The sequence below is a fragment of the Borreliella japonica genome, from assembly GCF_900099615.1.
Taxonomy (GTDB): domain Bacteria; phylum Spirochaetota; class Spirochaetia; order Borreliales; family Borreliaceae; genus Borreliella; species Borreliella japonica.
Map to the genome: position 1 here is coordinate 33,789 of NZ_FMTE01000003.1, position 24,644 is coordinate 58,432.

Below are 24,644 nucleotides of genomic sequence, written 5' to 3' on the forward strand. Positions count from 1 at the left end.
ATGAAAGAGATAAAAGATTTTGAAAGAATAAAAATTAAAATAGCATCTCCTGATCAAATTAGAAATTGGTCTTACGGAGAGGTGAAAAAGTCTGAGACTATTAATTATAGAACTTTAAGGCCCGAGAAGGATGGACTTTTTTGTGAAAGGATTTTTGGTACTACAAAGGAATGGGAATGTTATTGTGGTAAATTCAAATCAGTTAGATATAAAGGTATTATTTGTGATCGTTGTAATGTAGAGGTTACCCACTTTAAGGTGAGGCGTGAAAGAATGGGGCATATTGAGCTAGCAGCCCCAGTTGCTCATATTTGGTATTACAAATATATACCCTCTAGGATTGGTCTTTTGCTTGACATTACGGCATCTAGCTTGAATTCTATTCTTTATTATGAAAAATATGTAGTAATTGAACCTGGCGATACTGATCTTAAAAAAATGCAGCTTTTAAGTGAAGATGAGTACATAGAGGCCAGAGAGCGATATGGTATGTCTTTTAATGCTTCGATGGGAGCTGAAGCGATTAAAACTCTTCTTGAAAATCTTGATCTTGATGAGCTTTCATCTAAGCTAAGGATTCAAATGATAGATAAAGATGATAAAACCGATAAGAAGCTCTTAAGGCGTCTTGAGATTATTGAGAATTTTAAAATTTCTGGGAATAAGCCGGAATGGATGATTATGGAGGTACTTCCTGTTATTCCCCCAGAGATTAGGCCAATGGTTCAGCTTGATGGAGGACGATTTGCGACATCTGATCTTAATGATCTTTATAGAAGAGTTATAAATAGGAATAATCGTTTAAGGAAGTTGCTTCTTCTTAATGCACCAGAGATTATTGTGAGAAATGAAAAAAGAATGCTTCAGGAATCAGTAGACTCTCTTTTTGACAATTCTCATAAAAGAAAGGTTGTAAAAGGATCATCTAGTAGGCCTCTTAAGTCGCTTTCCGATGCTTTAAAAGGTAAGCAGGGAAGGTTTAGACAAAATCTTCTTGGTAAAAGAGTGGATTATTCTGGTCGTTCTGTGATTGTTGTTGGCCCCGAGCTAAAGTTACATCAATGCGGATTGCCTGCAAAAATGGCTCTTGAACTGTTTAAGCCTTTTGTGATAAGAAGGTTAATTGAGAGTGAAGCTGTTTTTAATATCAAAAGAGCAAAAAATTTAATCGAACAAGAAGTTGACGAGGTATGGCAAATTTTAGATCTTGTTATCAAGGAGCATCCTATTCTTTTAAATAGGGCTCCTACTCTTCATAGACTTGGAATTCAAGCTTTTGAGCCTGTTTTGGTTGAGGGTAAGGCAATAAAATTACACCCTCTTGTTTGTCATGCATATAATGCCGATTTTGATGGTGATCAAATGGCAGTACATGTTCCTCTAACTCCATCAGCACAAGCTGAAAGCTGGGCCTTAATGCTTTCAACAAATAATCTTTTAAATCCTGCCAATGGGCATCCTATTGTTTTTCCATCTCAAGATATTGTTTTGGGTTTATATTATTTAACAATGGAAAAAAAGAATGTTATTGGAGAAGGTAAAAAGTTTTTAAACTTTAGCAATGTTATTCTTGCTATAAATAATAGGAGTTTAGATTACAATGCTTCTATTTATGTAAAAATTAATGGCGAATACAAAAAGACAACAGCTGGTAGAGTTATATTTAATGAGGCTTTGCCCGATGGAATTGAATTTGTAAATAAAACCCTTAGCGATTTGGAACTACAAATTTTAATATCAAAAGTTTATGTAGTTCATGGTTCTTCTACTGTAATTGAAATGCTTGACATTATCAAGGAGCTTGGATTTAGGTATGCTACTAAGTTTGGGTGCACAATTAGTATGAGTGATATTATTGTTCCTGATGAAAAGAAAACTTATATAGACAGGGCCAATAAAGAGATTGCTAAAATTCAAAATGATTATGCCAAAGGTGTTATTACTGGTGAAGAGCGTTATAATAATGTAGTTTCTGTTTGGTTGAAGACAAACGAAGAACTTACTAACAAGATGATGGAAATTTTAAAGAAAGACAAAGATGGATTTAATGTTATATATATGATGGCAGATTCTGGTGCTAGGGGAAGTAGAAATCAAATAAGGCAACTTGCTGGTATGAGAGGATTGATGGCAAAAACCTCTGGTGATATTATCGAGCTTCCAATTATTTCTAACTTTAAAGAAGGTCTTTCTGTGATAGAGTTTTTTATATCTACAAATGGAGCAAGAAAGGGTTTAGCAGATACTGCTCTTAAGACAGCTGATGCTGGATATTTAACTCGGAGATTAGTAGACATTGCTCAAGATGTTGTTGTTAGAATAGAAGATTGTGGAACTATAAACGGAATAAAAGTTGAAACTGTAAAAAATGGTGAAGAAATATTAGAATCTTTGAAAGAAAAAGCCGTTGGGAGTTATTCTATTGAAAGAATAAAAAATCCAATTACTGGTGAGATCGTTTTGGATGCAAATGAAGAAATCTCAGAAGCTAAGATAGAATTGTTAGAGAAAATTGGTATTGAAAAACTTGTGATTAGATCTGTTTTAACATGTGAAGCTGAACATGGTGTTTGTCAAAAATGTTATGGTAGAGATTTCTCAAAGAACAAGCCTGTTAACATCGGCGAGGCTGTGGGAATAATTGCTGCTCAGTCAATAGGTCAACCAGGTACCCAATTGACCATGAGGACTTTTCATATTGGCGGGGTTGCTCAGGCTGGTAGTGAGGATGATAAAATATCTTTAAAGAATGCTTTTATACTTAATGGTATAGAAGGTTTTAGTGTTAAGGTTGATAATGGAATTCTTTTCACAAGAAAGGGAACTTTAAAAATAATCAATGTTTTTTATGAGGAAAAAATTAAGAACATAGAAGAGATTAAAGTTTTAGATTCTCAAAGAGTAATCAAAGGAATTTCTTTGTTTGTCAATAAAAAGGGTGTAGAGATTTTCTCTTCTTATATTGGTTATGTTAAATTAAGAGGTGATAAATTTTTCATAGTATCAGAAGAACAAGAAGTTTCCTTGAAAGCTGGTACAAAGCTTGAAATAGGGGTTGGTGATTATGTTGAATCGGGTAAAGTTATAGGTACATTTGATCCATTTGCAGAGCCTATTATTGCAGAGGTTAAGGGTAAAATTAAATTTAAAGATATTATTTTAGGAACTACCCTTAAAGAGGAAATAAATACCGAAACAGGTAATGTTGAGAAAAGAATTACGGATAATGTTTTTGAATCTCTTGATCCTAGAATTTTTATTATTGATAGTAGTGGTATGGAAGTTGCATCTTATGTGTTACCAGGTGATGCTTATCTTCAAGTTGAAGATGGTCAGAATATAAATATAGGAGATGTTATTGCGAAACTTTCCAAGGGGTCTGAAAAAACTCAAGATATTACGGGGGGATTGCCCCGAGTTAATGATCTTTTTGAAACAAGAATTCCTAAAAATTTAACTGAAATGGCTAAAGTAAGTGGAATTGTGCAATTTAAATCAATTCAAAAAGGTAAAAGACTTATTAATATTTTAGATGAGTATGGGGTTGAGCATAAGCATTATATTCCAGCTGGCAAGCATCTTTTGGTTAGAGATGGAGATGTTGTTAAAGCGGGAGATATGCTTTGTGATGGTAGAATTAATCCTCATGATGTGCTTGAAATTTTAGGAGGGATTAGCTTGCAAGAATTTCTGTTAGCAGAAATTCAGGACGTTTACCGAAAACAAGGTGTTAGTATTAATGACAAACATATAGGTGTGATAATTAAGCAAATGATGAAAAAAGTTAAGATTGTGGCAGTTGGTGATACTAATTTTGTTTATGGGCAAAAGATAGATAAGCATACTTTTTATGAACAAAATAGAAAAGTAATTGAACAAGGTGGTGAGCCAGCAATAGCAAGTCCCATTCTTATAGGAGTAACTAAGACGTCTCTTAATATAGATTCTTTTATTTCTGCAGCTTCTTTTCAAGAAACAACAAAAGTATTAACTGATGCTTCTATTGCTGGGAAAATAGATGATCTTAGGGGATTGAAAGAAAATGTTGTAATTGGGCATTTAATCCCTACTGGAACTGGTATGGGACTTTATAAAAAAATTAAAGTTAGTGAAAATATCGATTCTAAAGTTTAACTTGAAAATAAGTGATATATTTGCTACTATTTTACTAATGATTCCAAAAAAAGGAGAGCGTTGATAAATGCCCACAATTAATCAGTTAATTAGAAAACCTAGAAAAAGTCAAACGGAGAAGACCGCGTCTCCTGCACTTCAAAATTGCCCCCAAAGAAGAGGGATTTGTACTCGTGTAATGACCGTGACTCCTAAAAAGCCCAATTCAGCTTTAAGAAAAGTGGCGCGTGTTAGACTTTCAAATGGATTTGAGGTAACAGCATATATTCCAGGAATTGGTCATAATTTGCAAGAACATTCTGTGGTTCTGATTAGAGGTGGTCGAGTTAAAGATTTACCTGGAGTAAGGTATCATATTGTTCGAGGAGCCAAGGATACTCTTGGTGTTAACAATAGAAAAAAGGGTAGATCTAAGTATGGAACAAAAAAGCCTAAAGCTTAACTGAAAGGTGGGTTAATATTAAATATGTCAAGAAAAAATAAAAAAATCAAAAAGAAAATTTTTGTTGATACTAAGTACAATTCTAGAATTGTTGCAAAGTTTGCAAACAGAATGATGTATGATGGAAAAAAGTCAATAAGCGAGAGCATACTTTATAGTTCGATTGATTTGCTTGCCGATAAGCTTGAAGATACTGATAAAATGGCTGTTTTTTATAAAGCTTTAGACAATGTTAAGCCATTGGTAGAAGTGAGAAGTAGACGGGTAGGTGGCGCTACATATCAAGTTCCTGTTGAAGTTAGAGAAGAGAGAAGAGAGGCTTTGGCCATGAAGTGGATTATTTTTGCTGCTAGAAAATCTAGTGGTAAGTCTATGAAGGAAAAGTTGTCAAACGAACTTTTAAATGCATATAATTCTACTGGAGTTGCTTTTAAGAAGAAAGAAGATACTCATAGAATGGCTGAAGCAAATAAAGCTTTTACTCATTATAGATGGTAAGAAGACACCTTTTTTAAGGTGCCTTTTTTGTTTATATGTTGTAGGATTGTTAGGGTTATTTTTTGTTTTAATTTTATTAAAAGTAAGGGGGATATTTTTGTGTTAAAAAAAGTTTATTGTTTTTTAATTTTTTTATTTATTGTTGCCTGTTCTAGTTCTGATGATGGTAAGTCAAAGTCAAAAACAGTTTCGCTTATGGTTGATGGCGCTTTTGATGATAAAGGATTTAATGAAAGTTCTTCTAAGGCGATAAGAAAATTAAAGGCTGATTTTAATGTAAATATAATTGAAAAAGCATCTACAGGTAATTCTTATTTGGGAGATGTTACAAATTTAGAGGATGGTAATTCAAATTTGATTTGGGGAGTTGGATTTAGATTGTCGGATATTCTTTTGCAAAGAGCCAGTGAGAATGTTTCTATTAATTATGCAATCATGGAAGGAGTTTACAATGAAATTCAAATACCCAAAAATCTTCTTAACATTAATTTTAGATCCGAAGAGGCGGCTTTTTTAGCGGGATATTTTGCGTCAAAGGCTTCTAAAACAGGTAAGATTGGATTTATTGGGGGAGTGAGGGGAAAAGTTTTAGAATCTTTTATGTATGGATACGAAGCTGGTGCTAAGTATGCAAATTCTAATATTAAAGTGGTTTCCCAATATGTTGGAACATTTGGGGACTTCGGACTTGGTCGCTCAACAGCATCTAATATGTATCGAGATGGGGTTGATATTATATTTGCAGCTGCAGGACTTTCTGGCATAGGGGTAATTGAGGCCGCAAAAGAATTAGGGCCTGACCATTATATTATTGGAGTCGATCAGGATCAATCACATCTTGCTCCTAATAATGTTATTGTTTCTGCTGTAAAAAAAGTTGATTCATTGATATATAGTTTAACAAAAAATTATTTAGAAACTGGAATTTGGGATGGAGGCAAGACTATGTTGCTTGGACTTAAAGAAGATGGACTTGGTTTGGTTTTAAATGAAAACTTAAAATTAAATTATTCTGAGATTTATAATAAATCATTGAAAATTGGACAAAATATAATGAATGGTATAATAAGAGTGCCTTATGACAAAGTGTCTTATGATAACTTTGTTTTGCAAATGGCAGATTAACTTGATCTTTGTGGAGTTGGCCTGTGGAAAATGTTTTTAGTTATTTTTAGAGAGTCTTTTTATTGTTGTAATTTTAATTTAGATTAATCTTGCAAAAGAGTTTGAATTTGGATATTATGGTGATGTGGGAAAAATAATTTTTCTTACCACCATATTTTTATTAATGCTAAAGGCATTTTTTTTAAAAGGTTTATTGAGGTTTTTATTTTATAAGTAAAGAATACTATTTGTTAGTAAACTAAAGTTAGTATTTTGATTTTTAAAAAGTTCTGAATTTTTTAAATAAATTTTGTAAGGAGAGGATCGATTTTGTTTAAAAGGTTTATTTTTATTGCTTTGCCTTTATTAGTATTGGCCTGTTTTCAATCTAATAAAAAGGTTACTAAATCCGACAAAGTTGTTATAGGTGTTTTGGCTAGTGGTAGTTTTTATGATAAAGGCTATAATCAAAGTGTTTATGATGGTGTTGTAAAACTTAAGGATAATTTTGGGGTAAAACTTATAACCAAATCTTTAAGGCCTTATCCTATTGAGGGCAAAAGACTTCTTACTGTTGATGAGGCAATGACAGAGGATGCTTATGAGGTTCAAAAAAATCCTTTAAATCTTTTTTGGCTGATTGGATACGAATTTTCTAGTTTGTCGGTTAAACTTTCGTATGAACGTCCAGATATTTGTTATGGAATTATAGATGCTTTTGATTATGGTGATATTCAAGTTCCCAGGAATTCCTTGGCTATTAAATTTAGAAATGAAGAGGCCGCATTTCTAGCTGGGTATATTGCTGCTAAAATGAATAGAAGGGAAAAGATTGGATTTTTGACAGGCCCTAGAAGTGAACATTTGAATGATTTTAAGTTTGGTTTTAAGGCTGGAATTTTTTATGCTAATCCCAAATTAAGATTAGTTTCAAAAAAGGCATCCTCTTTTTTTGATAAAGAGAAAGGTAAAGAAATGGCTCTGTTCATGTATAAAGAGGATAAAGTAGGCGTTATTTTTCCAATAGCCGGTATAACTGGACTTGGAGTTTATGATGCTGCTAAGGAGCTTGGATCCAAGTATTATGTTATTGGTTTAAATCAAGATCAGTCATATATTGCGCCTCAAAATGTTATTACTTCAATACTTAAGGATATTGGTAAGGTTATTTATTCTGTTTCATCAGATTATATTAAAAATGGAATTTTTAAAGGTGGGGTCGTTATTGATCGGGGGTTAAAAGAAGGAGTAATTGAAATTGTTAAGGATCCCGATGTTTTAAATAATAGGTTACTTGATGAAGTTGTCGCTCTGGAGAATAAAATAATAAGTGGAGAAATTATTGTTCCTGATAGTGAATATGCATTTGATTTATTTAAATCAAAGTTATAAACTATTAGCTATAGCTTTATTTTAAAAAGGTGAATAATTTATGAATAAATTATTATTATTGATTTTATTTGAAGGTATTATTTTTTTATCTTGTAGTGGTAAGGGCAGTCTTGAGAGCGGGATTCCTAAGGTATCTTTAATAATTGATGGAACTTTTGATGATAAGTCTTTTAATGAGAGTGCTTTAAATGGCATAAAAAAAGTTAAAGAGGAATTTGAGGTTGATCTTGTTTTAAAAGAATCTTCAATAAATTCTTATTTATCGGATCTTGAAGGTCTTAAAGATGCGGGTTCAAATTTAATTTGGCTTATTGGGTATAGATTTAGCGATGTAGCCAAGACTGTTGCTTTGCAGAATTCCGAGATGAAATATGCAATTATTGATCCTGTTTATTCTAATGAGCCTATTCCTGCGAATTTAGTGGGCATGACTTTTAGAGCTCAAGAAGGCGCGTTTTTGACAGGCTATATTGCTGCAAAAGTTTCTAAAACAGGTAAAATTGGATTTTTAGGGGGAATAGAGGGTGAGATAGTAGATAGTTTCAGGTATGGATATGAAGCTGGTGCCAAGTATGCCAATAAAGATATCATTATATTTACTCAGTATATTGGTAGTTTTGCCGACATTGAAGCTGGTAGAAGTATTGCAACTAAAATGTATTCTGATGAGATAGATATTATTCATCATGCTGCAGGTCTTGGAGGAATTGGAGCTATTGAGGTTGCAAAAGAACTTGGTTCTGGGCATTACATTATTGGAGTTGATGAGGATCAGTCATATCTTGCTCCAGACAATGTAATTACATCTACAACCAAAGATGTTGGTAGATCTTTAAATCTTTTTACATCTAATTATTTAAAAACCAATACTTTCGAAGGCGGAAAATTAATAAATTATGGCCTTAAAGAAGGAGTTGTAGGATTTGTAAGAAATCCTAAAATGATTCCTTTCGAACTTGAGAAAGAAATTGATAGCCTTTCTAGCAAAATAATCAACAAAGAAGTCATTGTTCCATATAATGAGGAAAGTTATAAAAGATTTCTTAAAGAATTTGTTTAAGTAAAAAATCAATTTGTATTTTTTTATTTTTAAGTATAAAAAACTTATTGGTTTTGTTTGAATGATTAAAATAAGGAAGCGTTTTATATGAGGATTGCAATTTTTATATTCGGTATTTTGTTGGCTTCTTGCTTGAGTAAGAATGAAGTAGAATCTGATTCAAATAAAATTAAGATATCTATGTTGGTAGATGGTGTTCTTGATGACGAATCTTTTAATTCTAGTGCTAATAAGGCTTTATTGAATTTGAAAAAAGATTTTCCAGAAAGTATTGAAGAAGTTTTTTCTAGCGCTTCCTCTGGAGTTTATTCTAGTTATGTTTCAGATCTTGATAGTTTAAAATTGAATGGTTCGACCTTGATTTGGCTTGTGGGATATATGCTTACGGACGTTTCTTTATCGGTTTCATTAGAAAATCCAAAAATTAGTTATGGAATAATAGATCCTGTTTATAGAGATAGAGATGATGTTCAGATTCCTAAAAATTTGATTGGTGTTGTTTTTAATATAGAGCAAGGTGCTTTTTTAGCTGGCTATATTGCGGCTAAAAAAAGTGTTTCTGGTAAAATAGGTTTTATAGGGGGAGTAAAAGGCGATATAGTAGATGCATTTCGTTACGGTTATGAGGCCGGTGCAAAGTATGCTAATAAAGGCATAGAGATTGCCAGTGAATACTCTAATTCTTTTTCTGATATTGATATTGGTAGGGTCATGGCTAATAAAATGTATTCTAAAGGAATAGATATAATTCATTTTGCGGCTGGTTTGGCAGGAGTTGGTGTTGTTGAAGTAGCAAAAGAACTAGGTGATGGTTACTATGTCATTGGAGCTGATCAAGATCAGTCTCATCTTGCTCCTAAAAATTTTATTACTTCTGTTGTAAAAAATGTTGGCTACGCATTATATTTGATTACTAGCGAATATATTAAAAATAATAATGTTTGGGAAGGTGGAAAAATTATTCAAATGGGATTAAGAGATGGCGTTGTTGGTTTGTCTAATGCAAATGAATTTGAATACATAAAAGTCCTTGAAAGGAAAATAATCAATAAAGAGATTATTGTTCCTTCCAATCAAGAAGAATATGAAATTTTTATAAAACAGTTATTAAAGTTATAGACTTTTCAAATAAAAGATTTTAATTTTCTAGTTTTTAATTTTTTAATTATGTTATATTTATTGTGTTATAATAAATATAAGTTCATTTCTATTGTTTTAGAGGATTTAGCATTGAATAAAAAAATGTTTCCCAAAATTTACTATTATGATCAAGATTTTATTGATATTTATAATAAAAGTTTATCTTGGATTCAAGACAAGGTTATTTTACAAAAAATTGCCGATAAGAGCAAAAAAGATAAAAATTATTATTCGGAGAATTGCAATTATATAGATCAGATGCAAGCTTGTATGTCAAGCTTTTTTCTTGTCTATAGTAATGGGGAATATTCATCTACATCTGCAATTGATAAGTTTTATCAATTGCAAGAAGAATCTGGTGCAATCAGAGCTAGATATGATAATAATAATGCTATTATTGATCTTGATGAGAATGAAGAGAATATTGGGTTTCCTATTTTTGCATGGGCTGAATACAATTTGTATCATAAAACAGGAAATAAAAAGAGAATTTCTGAAGTTTTGCCAATTCTTGATAAGTATTATAAGTGGATAGAGAGCAAATTTTTAAAGGGAAATGGTCTTTATTCAATTGATGTAAATAGAGTTTTTTATAAAAATTCTCCAAGAGTAGATGCGCACTATCCTATAGATTTTAATTCATTACAAGTTCATAGTGCATATTGTATTTCTAAATTAGCAGATATTTTAAATGATAAAAATTTATCACTTGAATACAAAAAACGATTTTTTTCTCTTAAGGCCAAAATCAATTCTTTAATGTGGAGTGAAAAAGATGGATTTTATTATGATCTTGATGTTAATGAAAATATTCTTGAAATTAAGACAATAGTGGGGTTTTTCCCAATGCTTTCCGAGATTCCTAGTGAAGATAGAATAGAGAGGATGATTTTTTATTTAAAAAGCACTGAGCATTTTGGGACTCCAAATCCTTTTCCAACGCTTTCTGTTAGTGAGTCAGGTTTTAGTGAGGATGGCAATGGATATTATGGTTCAGTTTATACTTATATGAATTTTTTTGTAATCAAGGGTCTTGAATATTGTGGTCGTGCAAATATTGCAAGAGAATTTACCATAAGACATTTGTATTATATATTAGACACTTTAATGCCGTTTAATAAAATTAAAGGGCACATTTGGGAAGCTTATAAGCCTATGCAAGAAGGACCTGCATATTTTGATTCTAATAAAAAAACTTATACTGAGAAAAATCTTGTCTGTTATCTTGCGCTTTTTAGCATTAGTTTGATGATAGAAAATATTATTGGACTTACAATTAGTTTGCCCGATAAAACTGTATATTGGAACATACCCACTCTTGAGATTATGGGGATAGAAAGCTTGTCTCTTAAAAAGAATCAAACTACAATAATTTGCAATAAAGGAAAAAGAGGTTGGGAAATAAAAATGGAATCTGAGAAACTTTATTATTTTACAATAAATATATTAAATAAAAAAGAAAAAACTCTTCCTATTCCTTCGGGAAGATGTTCTATGTTATTGGATAAGCTTTGATGAATTAGATTCATTAAATGTCTTGTGAAATTTAAATTTTTGGAGGCCTTTTAATGATAGATATTGATGAATTGAGGATTTTTCTTAAAGAGAAGAGTTATTCTAAAATTAAAGAAAAATTTTTAAAGCACGATTCCTTTGACATTGCTGAGGCTCTTAAAAGACTTAATGGATCTGAATTGATTTTACTCTACAGATTTTTGCCCAAAAAAATAGCAGTTGAAACTTTTTCTAATTTTGACCAATCTACAAAAAGCAAATTAGCAAATTCTTTTACAAATAAAGAAATAAGCGAAATGATTGATGAGCTAAATCTTGATGACGTTATTGATCTTTTAGAAGAGGTTCCTGCAAATGTTGTTCAGAGATTTTTAGCAAGCTCTACAGAAGAAAATAGAGAAATTATTAATAAATTTTTGTCTTACAGTGATGATTCTGCAGGTTCGATTGTAACAATTGAGTATGTTGAACTTAAAGAAGATTTCACTGTTGGTCAAGCTCTCGATTATATTAGAAGGGTAGCTAAAACCAAAGAAGATATTTACACTTATTATATTACAGATGATGAAAAGCATTTAAAAGGAGTTATAAAAATTGAGGATTTAATATTAGCTAAAGATGATGTCATATTATCGTCAATAATGAGAAGTAGTGGGTTTTATATTGTGGGAGTCAATGATGAAAAAGAGGATGTTGCACTTCTTTTTCAAAAGTATGATATTACCAGTGTTCCTGTTGTTGATAACGAAGGAAGAATGATAGGAGTCATTATTATAGATGATATTTTAGAAGTTATTCAATCTGTAAATACTGAAGATTTTCAAATGATTGCGGCTGTTAAGCCCTTAGGTACATCTTATCTTGATACTTCTATTTTGGTTATGACAAAAAATAGGATAATTTGGCTTTTAGTTCTTATGATATCTTCTACTTTTACAGCAACGATCATTTCAAATTATCAAAATTTAATGTTGTCTTTAGTAGTTTTGGCTAGTTTTATCCCCCTTTTAATGGACACTTCAGGCAATGCCGGTTCCCAAGCATCTGCTTTAATAATTCGTGAACTTGCTCTTGGCACTGTTAAGGTAAAAGATTTTTTTAAAGTTTTTTTAAAGGAAATATGTGTCAGTATTTTGGTAGGAATAATTCTTGCTGGTGTTAATTTTTTAAGAATTGTATTTTTTGTAGCTCCCCAACATTCTGATAAGCTAAAAATAGCGTTTGTAGTTTCAGCTTGTTTGATGGTAAGCTTGACAGTATCAAAGATATTGGGAGGTCTTTTGCCCATTGTTGCTAAAATTTTCAAGTTGGATCCAGCACTCATGGCAGGTCCTTTGATTACTACGATTGCAGATGCTATTACTTTAATAGCATATTTCAATATAGCAAAATGGGTTTTGGTTAGCTATGCTGTTTAAACTTTATTTAAACATGTTAATTGTTGTTTTTTTATAATAGGACATGTTAATGTATGATTGCATTTTTTGTAAAATAGTAAAAAAAGAGCTTCCTAGATATGAAGTTTATGAGGACGATTTAGTTTTAGCATTTTTAGATATCAATCCTTTAACTGTTGGGCATACTCTTGTTATCCCTAAAGAACATAGTGAGAATTTATTGAATATGGATGATAAATTTAACGATAGAATTTTAAGAGTATGTAAAAAAGTTTCGAATGCTTTAAAAATAATAAATTCTAGCATTTGTGATGGAATAAATATTTATTCTTCTTTGGGGGCTGGTGCAGGGCAAGAAGTTTTTCATACTCATTTTCATGTAATTCCAAGATTTAAAAATGATGGTTTTGGTTTTAAGAGAGGCAATAAACTTAATCTTGAGATTGAAAAATTTAAAGAGTTGTCTATACAAATAGGCATGAATATTTAATTTTACTTTGCCAAAAAGGATTCTTTATGAAAAGAAACTTATTTTTCTTTTTTGTTTTTATGTTTAATGCATTAAGAATTTATTCAGGAATTCCTGGTTATCTTAATGTATACAGTGGAGTTGGGGTCGGTGTTGATAATTTTACTCGAGATTTATTCTTCCATGAAAGACTTAAGTATCAATTTTTCAGCGGACTTGGTATTAATGTTTCTCAAAATTTTGCATTTGGTGGAGAATTTAATTTAGATATTAAATTTTTGCCAAGCTATACTCCTTATACCAAAGAGATTATGTTCATGTTGGACGATCAAGCATATTTAAATCATTCTCTAAGTTATTTCATGGTAAAAGATGTTTCAGTTTCAATGAGGATGTATGGTAATTATTTCTTTTTACCTTATACCCCAATGTTTAGTTTAATATTTTTTACAGGTTTAAAATTTTCATATATTGGTGCTGAAGTTAATTTTAGAGGTTCAAGTAATTGGAAATTATTTAATAATTTTGTTTTGGGGTTAGATATTGGAGCTAGAATTAATATAGATTTTATTTTTTTGGAATATACAATTTCTCCTATTTTTTATAACAAACTTTTACTTCTAAATCAAATGCATAAAATAACCTTGGGCTTTATTTTCCAGTTTGACGTGGCAACAAGAAATGATAGCGATATACTTTCTATTTTGTAAATTTTATGAACTAAGGATACTTTAAATTTTCTTCTTTGATATTGTTTAATATTTGTAAGTATTTAGAAGATTCATATTTAGCCATATCAAGGTTATGCTCTTTGTAATTTCCGCATTCTTTATGGCTTGCGCCTGGAATGGGCTCTGAAAAATTTATAATTTCGGAAAAAAGCCATGATATTAGGTCAACAAGATCTTTACTTTCATAGTTTCCAAAAATTATTAAGTAAAAACCAGTTCTGCATCCCATGGGGCCAAAATATACTATTTTTTCGGCCCAAACTTCATTATTTCTAAGTAAAGTGGCTCCTATATGTTCTATTGTATGTATTGCTGCGTTTTCAATTATTGGTTCGATGTTAGGAGATTTGATTCTAATGTCTATTGTAGTAAATATTACATTTTCAAAGGTATCTTTTCTTGAGACATATATGCCAGGTTTTAACTTTGTATGATCTATTGTAAAGCTTGTTATTTTTTTCATTTTTTTAGCACCGTTTGTATTTTTTTTACAAAATCTAATTTTTCCCATTCGAATTCATTTTTTCCAAAATGACCATAAGTGCAAGTTTTAAGATATATGGGTTGTTTTAGTTTTAATTTTTTAATTATACCGTTAGGAGTTAAATCGAAGTTATTGATAATGAAATTTAATATTTTGTTTGCATATTTGGGATCATTTATTCCCGCAGTTATTTGAATAGATATTGGGTTTTCAATCCCAATTGCATATGCAAGTTGTAGTTCAAATTCTTTGGAAATGCCGGCTGCTACCATATTTTTTGCGATATATCTTGCCATGTAGGCAGCCGATCTATCTACTTTTGTGGCATCTTTTCCGCTGTATGCTCCCCCTCCGTGTCTTGCAAATCCCCCATAACTGTCAGCAATAATTTTTCTTCCTGTAAGGCCTGTGTCTCCAGTAGGTCCTCCAATTACAAAATTTCCAGAAGGATTAATACAATAGGTAGTATTTTCATCAAGTATTGATTTGTCTTGAATGGTGGGCTTAATAATTTCTTCAATTATTGTTTGCCGTATTAGTTTTTGGGAGATATTTGGATGGTGTTGGTGAGAGACTATAATGTTTTTTATTTTTACAGGTCTTCTGTTTTTATCGTATTCTATAGTAACTTGAGATTTTGAGTCGGGTCGCAACCACTTTATTGCTCCCGATTTTCTAAGCTTACTAGCTTTTTTTAGAATTGAATTGGCAAGTTCATAAGGAGCTGGTAAAAAATTTTTTGTTTCATCGCAAGCATATCCAAATATTATCCCTTGATCACCTGCTCCAAGGGTATTAGATCCCTTTTTTTCAATTGCGTTTATAATGTCACGTGATTGATTGCCAACCGCGTCTATTACCGTTATTGTTTTGTAATCAAGCCCATAATCAATATTTGTATAGCCTATATCTTTAATGATGTTTTTAGCAATTTCTTTTATATCTATGTTTTTTTTTACAGGACTATTTATTTCTCCCGCTATTACTACTAAATTTTGTGCAATTATGACTTCGCAAGCCACTTTTGCATTTTTATCTACTTTTAGCATTTCATCAAGGATGGCATCAGATATTTGATCTGCAATTTTATCTGGATGTCCTTCAGATACAGCCTCAGAAGTTAAAGTTTGGTTAGCTGCTATTATTTTATTCATATTAGCTTAATAAGTTCCTTTGTCATTTTGCTTGAATTTATTGAGGATGTTTTTAAAAATTTATTAAAGTCTACATGATTGTTTTTATTGTTTGGTAAATCAGAAATTGAACGAATTATTATGAATGGTATTTTAAACGTGTGTGCCACTTGAGCTATTGCAGCTCCTTCCATATCTACAGCTAAAGCATCTTTGAAATTTTTTTTAATTGTCTCAAGATTTTTTTCACTTTCAACAAATTGATCTCCTGTTAGTATTAAGCCAATATGGATATCAATGTTTAAAAGCTTTTTGTCAACAATATTGACTACTTTTTTTAAGAGCTTTTCATCTGCTTTAAATTTTTGTGGCAAATTAGGGACTTGTCCTATTTTGTGTCCAAACTTGGTTAAGTCAAAATCATAGTATGCTGCTTCTGAGGATACCACTATGTCTAATATTTTAAGGTTAGAGTTTTCTTTTATTCCGCCAGAACTTCCAGAGTTTATTATATGAGTGATTTTATATTTAGATATAATTTGATTGCTCCAAGTTGCTGCGTTAACTTTTCCAATTCCTGTAGTCAAAGATACTACGTCTTTTCCCAAAATTTTTCCTTTATAAATTTTTTTATTTTCTAAGTAGCTGTCTAATACAATTTCTTCTTTGTTGTCAATCATTTTGTTTATTTCTTCCGATTCTTCTTGCATAGCCGATATGATTAAAATCATGCTTTTTCTCCTTTTGAGCGTCTTATATACTATCTGTTAAAGAATGTTTATTTTTAATTAGTTCTATTTCATTTTGATTGAGTATTTTTTTTATTCCTGTGTTTGTGTTTGGTATAGACTGAACGCTAGGCTCATTTTTGTCCACAACTTTTCCATTTTTTATTATGTAATTTACGTATGGGAAATTTGGTTTAGAATTATCTATATCTACTATTTTAGCTATAGAATTGTCATTAAGCTCTACAATAAAGTCTAAGGGACAAGAAGATATTGTATTAATTATTAACTTTAAGACTCTTTTGTCAAATTTTTTGTCAGCATCTTTAATTAATTCAATAATAGATGCTCCAGAATTAAAAGATTTTTTGTATGTTTTATCTAAAATGATAGCAGAATAGGCGCTAGCAGCTCCTATTATATTTGATTCTATGCTGATATTTTCACTTGTTAGACCTTTAGGATAACCTGTTCCGTCCAGATTTTCTTTATGTGTTAAAAGTGTTAGACATATTGATCGTGACAAATTGCTTGTTGAGGCTACTTTATAACTGATTATAGGATATTTTTTTATTATTTCTAGTTCTTCGCCAGTCAATGCTTCTTTTTTTTCGCTGATTTTTGTAGGGATAAATAAAAATCCGATTTTATGTAAAAGAGCAATACTGCAAAGTTCTACTGTTTTGTAGTTATTTATACCCATTTCATTACCAAGTGCTACTGTTAGGATGGCCGTATTTACCGAATGAATAATGTGATAGTTTGCAGAAAGCTTAGGAATTCTAAAATATTTGATAAAAATTTTTTTCTGTTTTTTATAAAATTCTATTACTTTTTTTACAGTGGGCATAATATCTTGGTAATATATTTTTTTATTTCTTTTGCAATTTTCATAAATTTCTTCTAAATTGCTTATTATTACATGATAACTAGAAATAGCTTCTTCGTTGAATTTTTTGTGTATTTCTTCGTATTCTTTTTTAACAGAATCATCACTGAAAAAATTTTCTCTTTTTTTAATGTATGATTTTAATTTCCATTTTTCAATAAGCTCAATGTTTTTGTCCCCAATAAATGCATTTTCAGGCCAAACTAAGAATTCCTTGTCTATTAAATATGATGAATTTTTTATATTTTTGATGATGCTTTCAAAATTTTGCATTTATTACCTTGAAATTAAGCTACATTAACCATGTATATCATATTATTTATTAATTGTCTATCTATTAGTATAATGTATTTATTATATCTCAATTTTTGAATTGAGCTTTTTTTGAAGAGATTTTTATGGTAGAAAAAATACGTTTAGGCTTTAACATTATATTTCTTGGATTGTTTGTTTATTTTCTGACAATTTTAAGATTTCAAATGGAATTAAGCTTTATTTTGTTTAATTACCAATTTATTGTAATTTATTTTTTATTAGTGATTGTTTTTAATGTTATTTATTCTCAATATTTTTTTTCAAGATTGTATTTTATTTTAAATGGGATGGAAGATACATTTACCTTTTTAAAGCTTAAAATGGTTCGTAAAAAGCTTAAAAACGTTTTTGAAATATCTATTCTTCTTAGGTTTATTTTAATAAAACAAGATAAAAAAAGCCTTGATGAGCTTTATTTTTATTTAAAAGACAATAAATTAAGACATAAGACAATAATAGAGCTTTATTCTGTTCTTATTAGTTTTAGGGAGAAAGAAAAAGCTTCTAGTTTAATTTTAAATTACAAGTACAGTAAACACAAGTGGGTGAAATATTGCGAGGCTCTTAGCATGTTGTCATTTGAAGAGCATTTAAAGCTAGAAGAGTTAGTAAATTTTTTAGATAAGTTTTTTTTAAAAAATGATATTTTTACTATTTATTTCTATTATTTATTGCGAAAATCGAAAATATCTTTTGATTTGATTGAAAGTAAGAAAATTGAGATTAGAAATCGATATTGTAAATTTAAAAATAAGATAGATTCTAAGCATACAAGGCTACTTGGTTCAAATTTATTTTTTGTTGTTTTTTATTATATTTATGATTTTTCTAAAAAAGATGTTTTTTATTGAAGGAGTTGTGTTTTGAGTATAAGAGTTCGTTATGCGCCTTCTCCAACGGGTTTGCAACATATTGGTGGGATTAGGACAGCTTTGTTTAATTATTTTTTTGCAAAGTCTTGTGGTGGTAAGTTTTTACTTAGAATTGAGGATACAGATCAGAACAGATATTTTCCAGAAGCTGAAGATGATCTTTATTCAAGTCTTAAATGGCTTGGTATTTCTTTTGATGAAGGTCCTATTGTAGGAGGTGATTATGCGCCTTATGTGCAGTCCCAAAGAAGTGAAATATATAGGCGATATGCTAAATATTTGATTGAATCTGGGCATGCTTATTATTGTTATTGTAGTCCTGAAAGATTGGAAAGAATTAAGAAAATTCAAAATATTAATAAGATGCCGCCTGGATATGATAGGCATTGTAGAAATTTAAGCGATGAGGAAGTTAAGAATGCGCTAATTAAAAAAATCAAACCTGTTGTCAGATTTAAAATCCCTTTAGAAGGAGACACTAGTTTTGATGATATTTTGCTTGGAAAGATTACATGGTCGAATAAAGACATTAGTCCTGATCCTGTAATCCTCAAGTCAGATGGACTGCCGACTTATCATCTTGCTAATGTTGTTGATGATTATTTAATGAAAATTACTCATGTATTAAGATCTCAAGAGTGGGTTTCTTCAGGTCCATTTCACATACTTCTTTATAAGGCTTTTAAATGGAAGCCACCCATTTATTGTCATCTTCCAATGGTTATGGGAAATGATGGTCAAAAATTAAGCAAAAGACATGGATCGACAGCTTTAAGGCAGTTTATCGAAGATGGATATCTTCCAGAAGCTATTATTAATTATGTTACTTTGCTTGGTTGGTCTTACGATGATAAGAGAGAATTTTTTTCAAAAAATGACCTTGAGCAATTTTTTTCAATTGAGAAGATCAATAAATCTTCTGCTATTTTTGATTACCATAAGCTAGATTTTTTCAATAGCTACTATATTAGAGAAAAAAAAGATGAAGATTTATTTAATCTTTTACTTCCCTTTTTTCAAAAAAAAGGGTATGTTTCTAAGCTTATTACTGTAGAAGAGAGTCAAAAATTAAAATTATTAGTTCCTCTTATAAAGAGTAGGATTAAAAAGCTAAGTGATGCTTTGAATATGACCAAATTTTTTTATGAGGACATTAAATCTTGGAATTTAGATGAGTTTTTAAGTAGGAAAAAAACAGCCAAAGAGGTTTGTTCTATTTTAGAATTAATAAAGCCTATTTTAGAAGGATTTGAAAAAAGGTCGTCAGAGGAAAATGATAAAATTTTTTACGATTTTGCTGAAAACAATGGTTTTAAATTGGGTGAAATTCTTCTTCCTATTAGAATTGCAGTGCTTGGCAGCAAAGTCTCTCCGCCACTTTTCGATTCTTTAAAATTGATAGGCGAGTCTAAAGTTTTTGAAAGAATAAAATTGGCGCAGGAATTTTTAAGAATAAATGAATAGCTATTAAGGATATTTTTATGGTTAGAATGGAAGATATTATTTCTCTTGCAAAAAGAAAAGGGTTTGTATTTCAGTCTTCAGAGGTTTATGGAGGCCTTTCTGGAGCTTGGGATTATGGTCCTTTGGGAGTTGAGCTTAAAAAAAATATAAAAAGAGAGTGGTGGAAGAGCATGGTGTACTTGCATGAAAATATTGTGGGTTTAGACAGTGCTATTTTTATGAGACCTGAAGTTTGGAGTGCATCTGGGCATATTGATGGTTTTTCAGATTATATGGTTGATTGCAAAGATTGCAAGAGTAGATTTAGAGCTGATTTTATTGATTTATCAAAAAATTGTCCAAATTGCAAAGTCGGGAATAATTTTACTTCTCCGAAAAGTTTTAATTTAATGTTTAAGACCCATATTGGAGTAGTGGAGGACAGTTCTAGTGAGATTTATTTAAGACCTGAGACAGCACAAGGAATTTTTGTTAATTTTAGAAATGTTTTAGATTCTTCAAGGCTTAAGATTCCTTTTGGAATTGCTCAGGTAGGTAAAGCGTTCAGAAATGAGATAGTTACTAAAAATTTTATATTTAGAACTTGTGAATTTGAGCAAATGGAAATGCAGTTTTTTGTTCATCCTAATCAAATAGATGAATGGTTTTGTTATTGGCAGCAAAATAGAATGAATTTTTTTAAAGAAACTCTTAAAATTAGGCCTGATAAATTAAGGTTTAAAGCTCATGATTCAACACAACTTGCTCATTATGCAAAATCTGCATTTGATATTGAGTACGAATTTCCATTTGGATTTCAGGAAGTAGAAGGTATTCATAATAGAGGTAATTATGATTTAACTCAACATTCTAAATTTTCTAACAAGTCTAAAATATTTGAATATCACGATTTGTTGACAAAAGAGAGATATGTGCCTTATGTTATTGAAACTTCTGCGGGGCTTACAAGGTCTGTTTTAATGGTTCTTTGTGATGCTTATTCTGAGGAAGATCTTTCAGAAGGAGGCAAGCGCATTGTTTTGCGATTGCATCCCAAGCTGGCTCCTTACAAGGTTGCTATATTTCCTCTTGTTAAAAAAGTTGAGCTTGTTGAGGTTGCTAGAAGGATTTATGTAGAACTTTGTGATGATTTTCATATATTTTACGATGATAGTGGAACAATAGGCAAAAGGTACAGACGTCAAGACGAAATAGGGACTCCTTATTGTGTAACAGTAGATTACGACACTATCGAGGACGAAACAGTGACTATTAGGGAAAGAAACAATATGACTCAGAAGAGAATTCTTATTAATGATTTATATTCATACATTAAAACAGAGATTTTGAATTACAAAGAGGATTTTAATAAATGAATCTTGCTTTAAATCTTTTACATAGGCGAGGATTTTTAAAACAGTGTACATCTTTAAAAGTTTTAAGCGATTTAATGGATAGTGAAAAAATAGTTTTTTATGCAGGAGTTGATGCGACATCTAGTTCTCTTCATATTGGTCATTTGATTCCTTTTTTAGCAATGATGCATCTTAAACAACATGGTCACATACCAATTGTTTTGATTGGAGATTCTACAACAAGAATAGGCGATCCTTCTGGGAGAAGCGAAATGAGAAAGATTTTATATTCAGAAGAGATTAGCAATAATGCTTTGTCAATAAAAAATCAACTTCAAAGAATAACGAAGTTTAGTTCAAGATGTTTTATTCATAATTCAGATTGGTTAGATAATCTCAATTATATTGAATTTTTAAGAGATATTGGTATCCATTTTTCTGTCAATCGCATGTTGAGCTTTGAAACTTATAAAAGAAGGCTGGATTTTGGACTTTCATTTATTGAGTTTAATTATCAACTTTTGCAGTCTTATGATTATTACATGCTTAATAAAATTAAAAATTGTCGACTTCAAATTGGCGGTGATGATCAATGGGGGAATATTGTCTCGGGTGTTGACTTGATTAGAAGAAAAATTGGGGTAGAAGCTTTTGGGCTTACATTCCCATTAATTACAAGAAGTGATGGGAAAAAGATGGGCAAATCAGAAAAAGGCGCTGTTTATCTTGATTCTAGTCTTTACAGTATTTATGATTTTTATCAGTATTTTAGAAATACTTCAGATTCTGATGTTAAAACTTTTTTATATCTTTTTACCTTTTTAGAAGAAGATGAGATTGAATTAATTTCAAATTTTAAGGGAAATTCTTTAAATAAAGCTAAAGAGATTTTAGCTTTTGAGATAACTAAAATTGTTCATGGAGAAGCGGAAGCTTTGAAAGTTCAAGAGGCATCCTTTGCTGCATTTAGGGGAAGTGGCGATAGAAGTAATATTCCATTTTTTAAATTTAGCTTTTCTAGTTTAGAAGAAAAGGTATTGTTGGTTAATTTAATGCTAGATTCAAAAATTGTGCCTAGTAAGTCAGAAGGCAGAAGGTTAATTAATTCTGGAGGAGTTTATATCAATGGTAAAAGGGTGAAAAATCAGAATCATTGTCTTGCTAGAGAGGATTTTAATGACAATGAAATTGAATTAAGGGTAGGTAAAAAAAAAATTTTACGAATTGTTTTATAGTTGATTTTGAATGTATGACAGAAGAACTTTAAATTGTTTGTTTTTTAACACGTTTTTGTTTTTCATGGAGTCTAAGCATCTTGTTTTTACAGAAGAACATATTTTTTACGGCTTGATTAAAAGCGACAAAGTTAAAGAACTACTTAATTTGTGTACAATTGACTCTTATAAACTTAATAAACAGCTGGTAGAATTTTTTGGCAAGCTCCCCCTAAGAGACAATTATATTCCAGATTATGTTTCTAGTATGGATTATTTGTATGACGATATAATCAGTACTCTTTTTTTTTATAAAAAACCTTATAAAATACAAGAAAAAGATTTATTGTGGGTACTTGTCAAAAAAAGAAAAAATAGCATTTTAGATACTTTGCTTAACTCAGGGTTTAATTTGACTATTTTTGACAAACTTATCGAAGTTCATGATCATTTGGCTTTAAATACTAGATCTGATTCAGGTCATGATAGTGAATTAATTTCAGAATATATTCACCATAATGCGCCAAAAAATAAAGGAGGCTTCCACATTTTTGATGATAATCGTGATAAGTTGGATCAAAATAATGTTTTTTTAGAAAATAAAGACTCCATTAGTAATTTTTTAACAAATGTTATTGATGCTTTGGATTTGAAGCACAAGCCTTTAATTGGCAGGAAGCAAGAATTATCTAGGTTGATCCAAGTAATACTTAGGAAGCATAAAAGTAACCCTATTTTATTTGGAGAACCTGGTGTTGGAAAAACAGTATTAATTCAAGGTCTTGCATATAAAATAAAAACAGAGAATGTTCCAAGGGATTTAATGGGGTATGAAATCTATTCTCTCGATATTGGTAGGCTTATTTCGGGTACTAAATATAGAGGAGATCTTGAGAGTAGAATTAACAGAGTTTTGGATTTTTTAAATACAAGAAAAAAAGTTATGCTTTTTATTGATGAGATTCATATGATAGTAGGTGCAGGAGCCACTTCATTTGGCAGTATGGATATTTCTAATTTATTAAAACCTATTCTTACTTTGGGAAAAATCAAATTTATTGGAGCTACTACAGAATATGAATATAGAAAATTTTTTTTAAAAGATAAGGCTTTAATGAGAAGGTTTCAGAGCATAGAGCTTAAAGAGCCTAATTTTGACGACACCTATGATATTTTGCAGGAGATTAAAGAAGATTATGAGAGATATCATAATGTGGAATATACAGATGAGGCAATAAAAACTTGCATTGTTATGTCTCAAAAATATATTAAAGATAGATTTCTTCCAGATAAAGCTTTTGATATTTTGGATGAACTAGGCTCTAAGTTTAAGCTTGAAAACATAAAAAGGATAATAACAAAAGATGATGTTTGTGATTTTATTAAGTCTGTTGTTGGCTCTAATATTTTTAATTTTGAAGAGTATGATAGTGAATTACTAATTAATTTAGAAAATAGAATAAAAAAAGAGCTTATTATACAAGATGGTTTGGTATTTGATTTGATATTAAATATCAAACTATTAAAATTTAATATGCTTGCCAACAGAAGTACTATTGGCGTATTTGTCTTTATTGGTGCTTCTGGAGCAGGAAAATGCAAATTGACAGATATTTTATCAGAAGAGTTTAAAATTCCGAAATTTAGTCTTAATATGAGCGAGTATAGCGATTTTAATTCTCTTGATAGATTGATTGGTCCTGTTTTAAGTAATGAAGGGTATTATGAATCTACTAGATTTTTCAAATTTTTGAACAAATCTTCTAATTCTATTATTTTCTTATCAGATTTTGATAAATGTAATAAAAGGGTTTTAGATTTTTTTTTGGAGGGGTTTAAAACGGGCAGACTTTTTGATGGTCTTGGGAAAAAGGTAAGCTTATCAGAAAGTTTAATAATAATAAGTATCAATGCTGAGAGTAATGAGCTTAATGGTATTGGCTTTAAAAATAAAATGGCAGGAGAAAATCATTTTGATCTTACATTGAAGAAGAGATTTCCTAATGAATTTTTAGAGTTAATAGATTATGTTTTTGTGTTTCAATCTATTGATGAGTTAGGTTTTGAAAAAATCATTTTTAATGAGCTTAATCGTTTTGCAAGGATATTAAGAGATAGAAAATTTGATGTTTTTTTTGAAAAAAGTGTTGTTGATTATATTCGGGAAAAGATTTATGGAAAGGGTTATGGATTAAAAAGTGTTAAAAAGTTCATATTCAAAGAAGTGGGAAAGCTTTTAATAGATGAAATTCTTTTTAAGAAAATTGAAAATTCTGGTAAAATAAAAATCTATTTAGATGAAACAATAAAATATGAGTTTTTATAAGGT

General features: G+C 30.3%; 20 protein-coding genes. 16 read left to right on the forward strand and 4 right to left on the reverse strand.

Features of this window, described 5'->3' with window-relative positions:
* The 11 genes from rpoC (at position 1) to BLO14_RS02410 (ending at position 13,861) form a co-directional block, all read left to right on the forward strand.
* Entirely contained in the window at positions 1-4,134 is a 4,134-nt protein-coding gene (gene rpoC / locus BLO14_RS02360) for a DNA-directed RNA polymerase subunit beta' (RefSeq protein WP_091972367.1), read from the forward strand.
* Between the two features lie 67 nt (positions 4,135-4,201).
* Positions 4,202-4,576 carry a 30S ribosomal protein S12 gene (rpsL, locus tag BLO14_RS02365; protein WP_002656492.1) on the forward strand — a complete coding sequence of 125 codons (375 nt, stop codon included), beginning with the start codon at positions 4,202-4,204 and terminating at the stop codon, positions 4,574-4,576.
* Between the two features lie 24 nt (positions 4,577-4,600).
* The gene (rpsG, locus tag BLO14_RS02370) at positions 4,601-5,074 is read left to right on the forward strand and encodes a 30S ribosomal protein S7 (RefSeq protein WP_091972369.1); all 474 of its coding nucleotides are present in this window, start codon (positions 4,601-4,603) and stop codon (positions 5,072-5,074) included.
* A gap of 99 nt (positions 5,075-5,173) precedes the next feature.
* Positions 5,174-6,199, forward strand: a complete 1,026-nt coding sequence (bmpD, locus tag BLO14_RS02375) for a nucleoside ABC transporter substrate-binding protein BmpD (protein ID WP_091972371.1) — start codon at positions 5,174-5,176, stop codon at positions 6,197-6,199.
* A gap of 309 nt (positions 6,200-6,508) precedes the next feature.
* A complete protein-coding gene (bmpC, locus tag BLO14_RS02380; protein ID WP_091972373.1) occupies positions 6,509-7,570 on the forward strand; it encodes a nucleoside ABC transporter substrate-binding protein BmpC in 1,062 nt (353 codons plus the stop codon).
* Between the two features lie 40 nt (positions 7,571-7,610).
* Complete coding sequence (bmpA, locus tag BLO14_RS02385; protein ID WP_091972375.1) at positions 7,611-8,630, forward strand: nucleoside ABC transporter substrate-binding protein BmpA; 1,020 nt, start codon at positions 7,611-7,613, stop codon at positions 8,628-8,630.
* 87 nt (positions 8,631-8,717) lie between these two features.
* Positions 8,718-9,749, forward strand: a complete 1,032-nt coding sequence (gene bmpB / locus BLO14_RS02390) for a nucleoside ABC transporter substrate-binding protein BmpB (RefSeq protein WP_091972377.1) — start codon at positions 8,718-8,720, stop codon at positions 9,747-9,749.
* 111 nt (positions 9,750-9,860) lie between these two features.
* Positions 9,861-11,285 (forward strand): MGH1-like glycoside hydrolase domain-containing protein, encoded by a 1,425-nt coding sequence (locus BLO14_RS02395; RefSeq protein WP_091972379.1) that lies wholly within the window; start codon positions 9,861-9,863, stop codon positions 11,283-11,285.
* A 53-nt stretch (positions 11,286-11,338) separates the two neighbouring features.
* Positions 11,339-12,703 (forward strand): magnesium transporter, encoded by a 1,365-nt coding sequence (mgtE, locus tag BLO14_RS02400; RefSeq protein ID WP_091972381.1) that lies wholly within the window; start codon positions 11,339-11,341, stop codon positions 12,701-12,703.
* A gap of 49 nt (positions 12,704-12,752) precedes the next feature.
* On the forward strand, positions 12,753-13,172 hold the full coding sequence (locus BLO14_RS02405; protein ID WP_091972383.1) for an HIT family protein: 420 nt from the start codon (positions 12,753-12,755) through the stop codon (positions 13,170-13,172).
* A gap of 26 nt (positions 13,173-13,198) precedes the next feature.
* Positions 13,199-13,861, forward strand: a complete 663-nt coding sequence (locus BLO14_RS02410; RefSeq protein ID WP_091972385.1) for a hypothetical protein — start codon at positions 13,199-13,201, stop codon at positions 13,859-13,861.
* Between the two features lie 10 nt (positions 13,862-13,871).
* Here BLO14_RS02410 and BLO14_RS02415 read toward each other — a convergent pair whose 3' ends face one another.
* Genes BLO14_RS02415 through pdeB form a run of 4 tightly spaced genes read right to left on the reverse strand, consistent with a single transcriptional unit; the run spans position 13,872 to position 17,389 of the window.
* Complete coding sequence (locus BLO14_RS02415; protein ID WP_091972767.1) at positions 13,872-14,345, reverse strand: S-ribosylhomocysteine lyase; 474 nt, start codon at positions 14,343-14,345, stop codon at positions 13,872-13,874.
* The gene (gene metK, locus BLO14_RS02420; RefSeq protein WP_091972387.1) at positions 14,342-15,520 is read right to left on the reverse strand and encodes a methionine adenosyltransferase; all 1,179 of its coding nucleotides are present in this window, start codon (positions 15,518-15,520) and stop codon (positions 14,342-14,344) included. The genes BLO14_RS02415 and metK overlap by 4 nt, the downstream gene beginning before the upstream one ends.
* Entirely contained in the window at positions 15,517-16,230 is a 714-nt protein-coding gene (locus BLO14_RS02425) for a 5'-methylthioadenosine/adenosylhomocysteine nucleosidase (RefSeq protein WP_091972389.1), read from the reverse strand. Before BLO14_RS02425 ends, metK begins: the two co-directional genes overlap by 4 nt.
* A gap of 22 nt (positions 16,231-16,252) precedes the next feature.
* Positions 16,253-17,389 (reverse strand): cyclic di-GMP phosphodiesterase PdeB, encoded by a 1,137-nt coding sequence (gene pdeB / locus BLO14_RS02430; protein ID WP_091972391.1) that lies wholly within the window; start codon positions 17,387-17,389, stop codon positions 16,253-16,255.
* A gap of 125 nt (positions 17,390-17,514) precedes the next feature.
* Between pdeB and BLO14_RS02435 the strand changes: the two genes are divergently transcribed.
* Genes BLO14_RS02435 through BLO14_RS02455 form a run of 5 tightly spaced genes read left to right on the forward strand, consistent with a single transcriptional unit; the run spans position 17,515 to position 24,641 of the window.
* Complete coding sequence (locus BLO14_RS02435) at positions 17,515-18,282, forward strand: hypothetical protein (RefSeq protein ID WP_091972393.1); 768 nt, start codon at positions 17,515-17,517, stop codon at positions 18,280-18,282.
* Positions 18,283-18,294: 12 nt separating this feature from the next.
* Entirely contained in the window at positions 18,295-19,767 is a 1,473-nt protein-coding gene (gene gltX, locus BLO14_RS02440; protein WP_091972394.1) for a glutamate--tRNA ligase, read from the forward strand.
* 17 nt (positions 19,768-19,784) lie between these two features.
* A complete protein-coding gene (locus BLO14_RS02445; RefSeq protein ID WP_091972396.1) occupies positions 19,785-21,122 on the forward strand; it encodes a glycine--tRNA ligase in 1,338 nt (445 codons plus the stop codon).
* Entirely contained in the window at positions 21,119-22,336 is a 1,218-nt protein-coding gene (tyrS, locus tag BLO14_RS02450; protein WP_091972398.1) for a tyrosine--tRNA ligase, read from the forward strand. The genes BLO14_RS02445 and tyrS overlap by 4 nt, the downstream gene beginning before the upstream one ends.
* A gap of 10 nt (positions 22,337-22,346) precedes the next feature.
* Positions 22,347-24,641 carry an AAA family ATPase gene (locus BLO14_RS02455; protein WP_200780483.1) on the forward strand — a complete coding sequence of 765 codons (2,295 nt, stop codon included), beginning with the start codon at positions 22,347-22,349 and terminating at the stop codon, positions 24,639-24,641.
* The last annotated feature ends 3 nt before the right edge of the window (positions 24,642-24,644 follow it).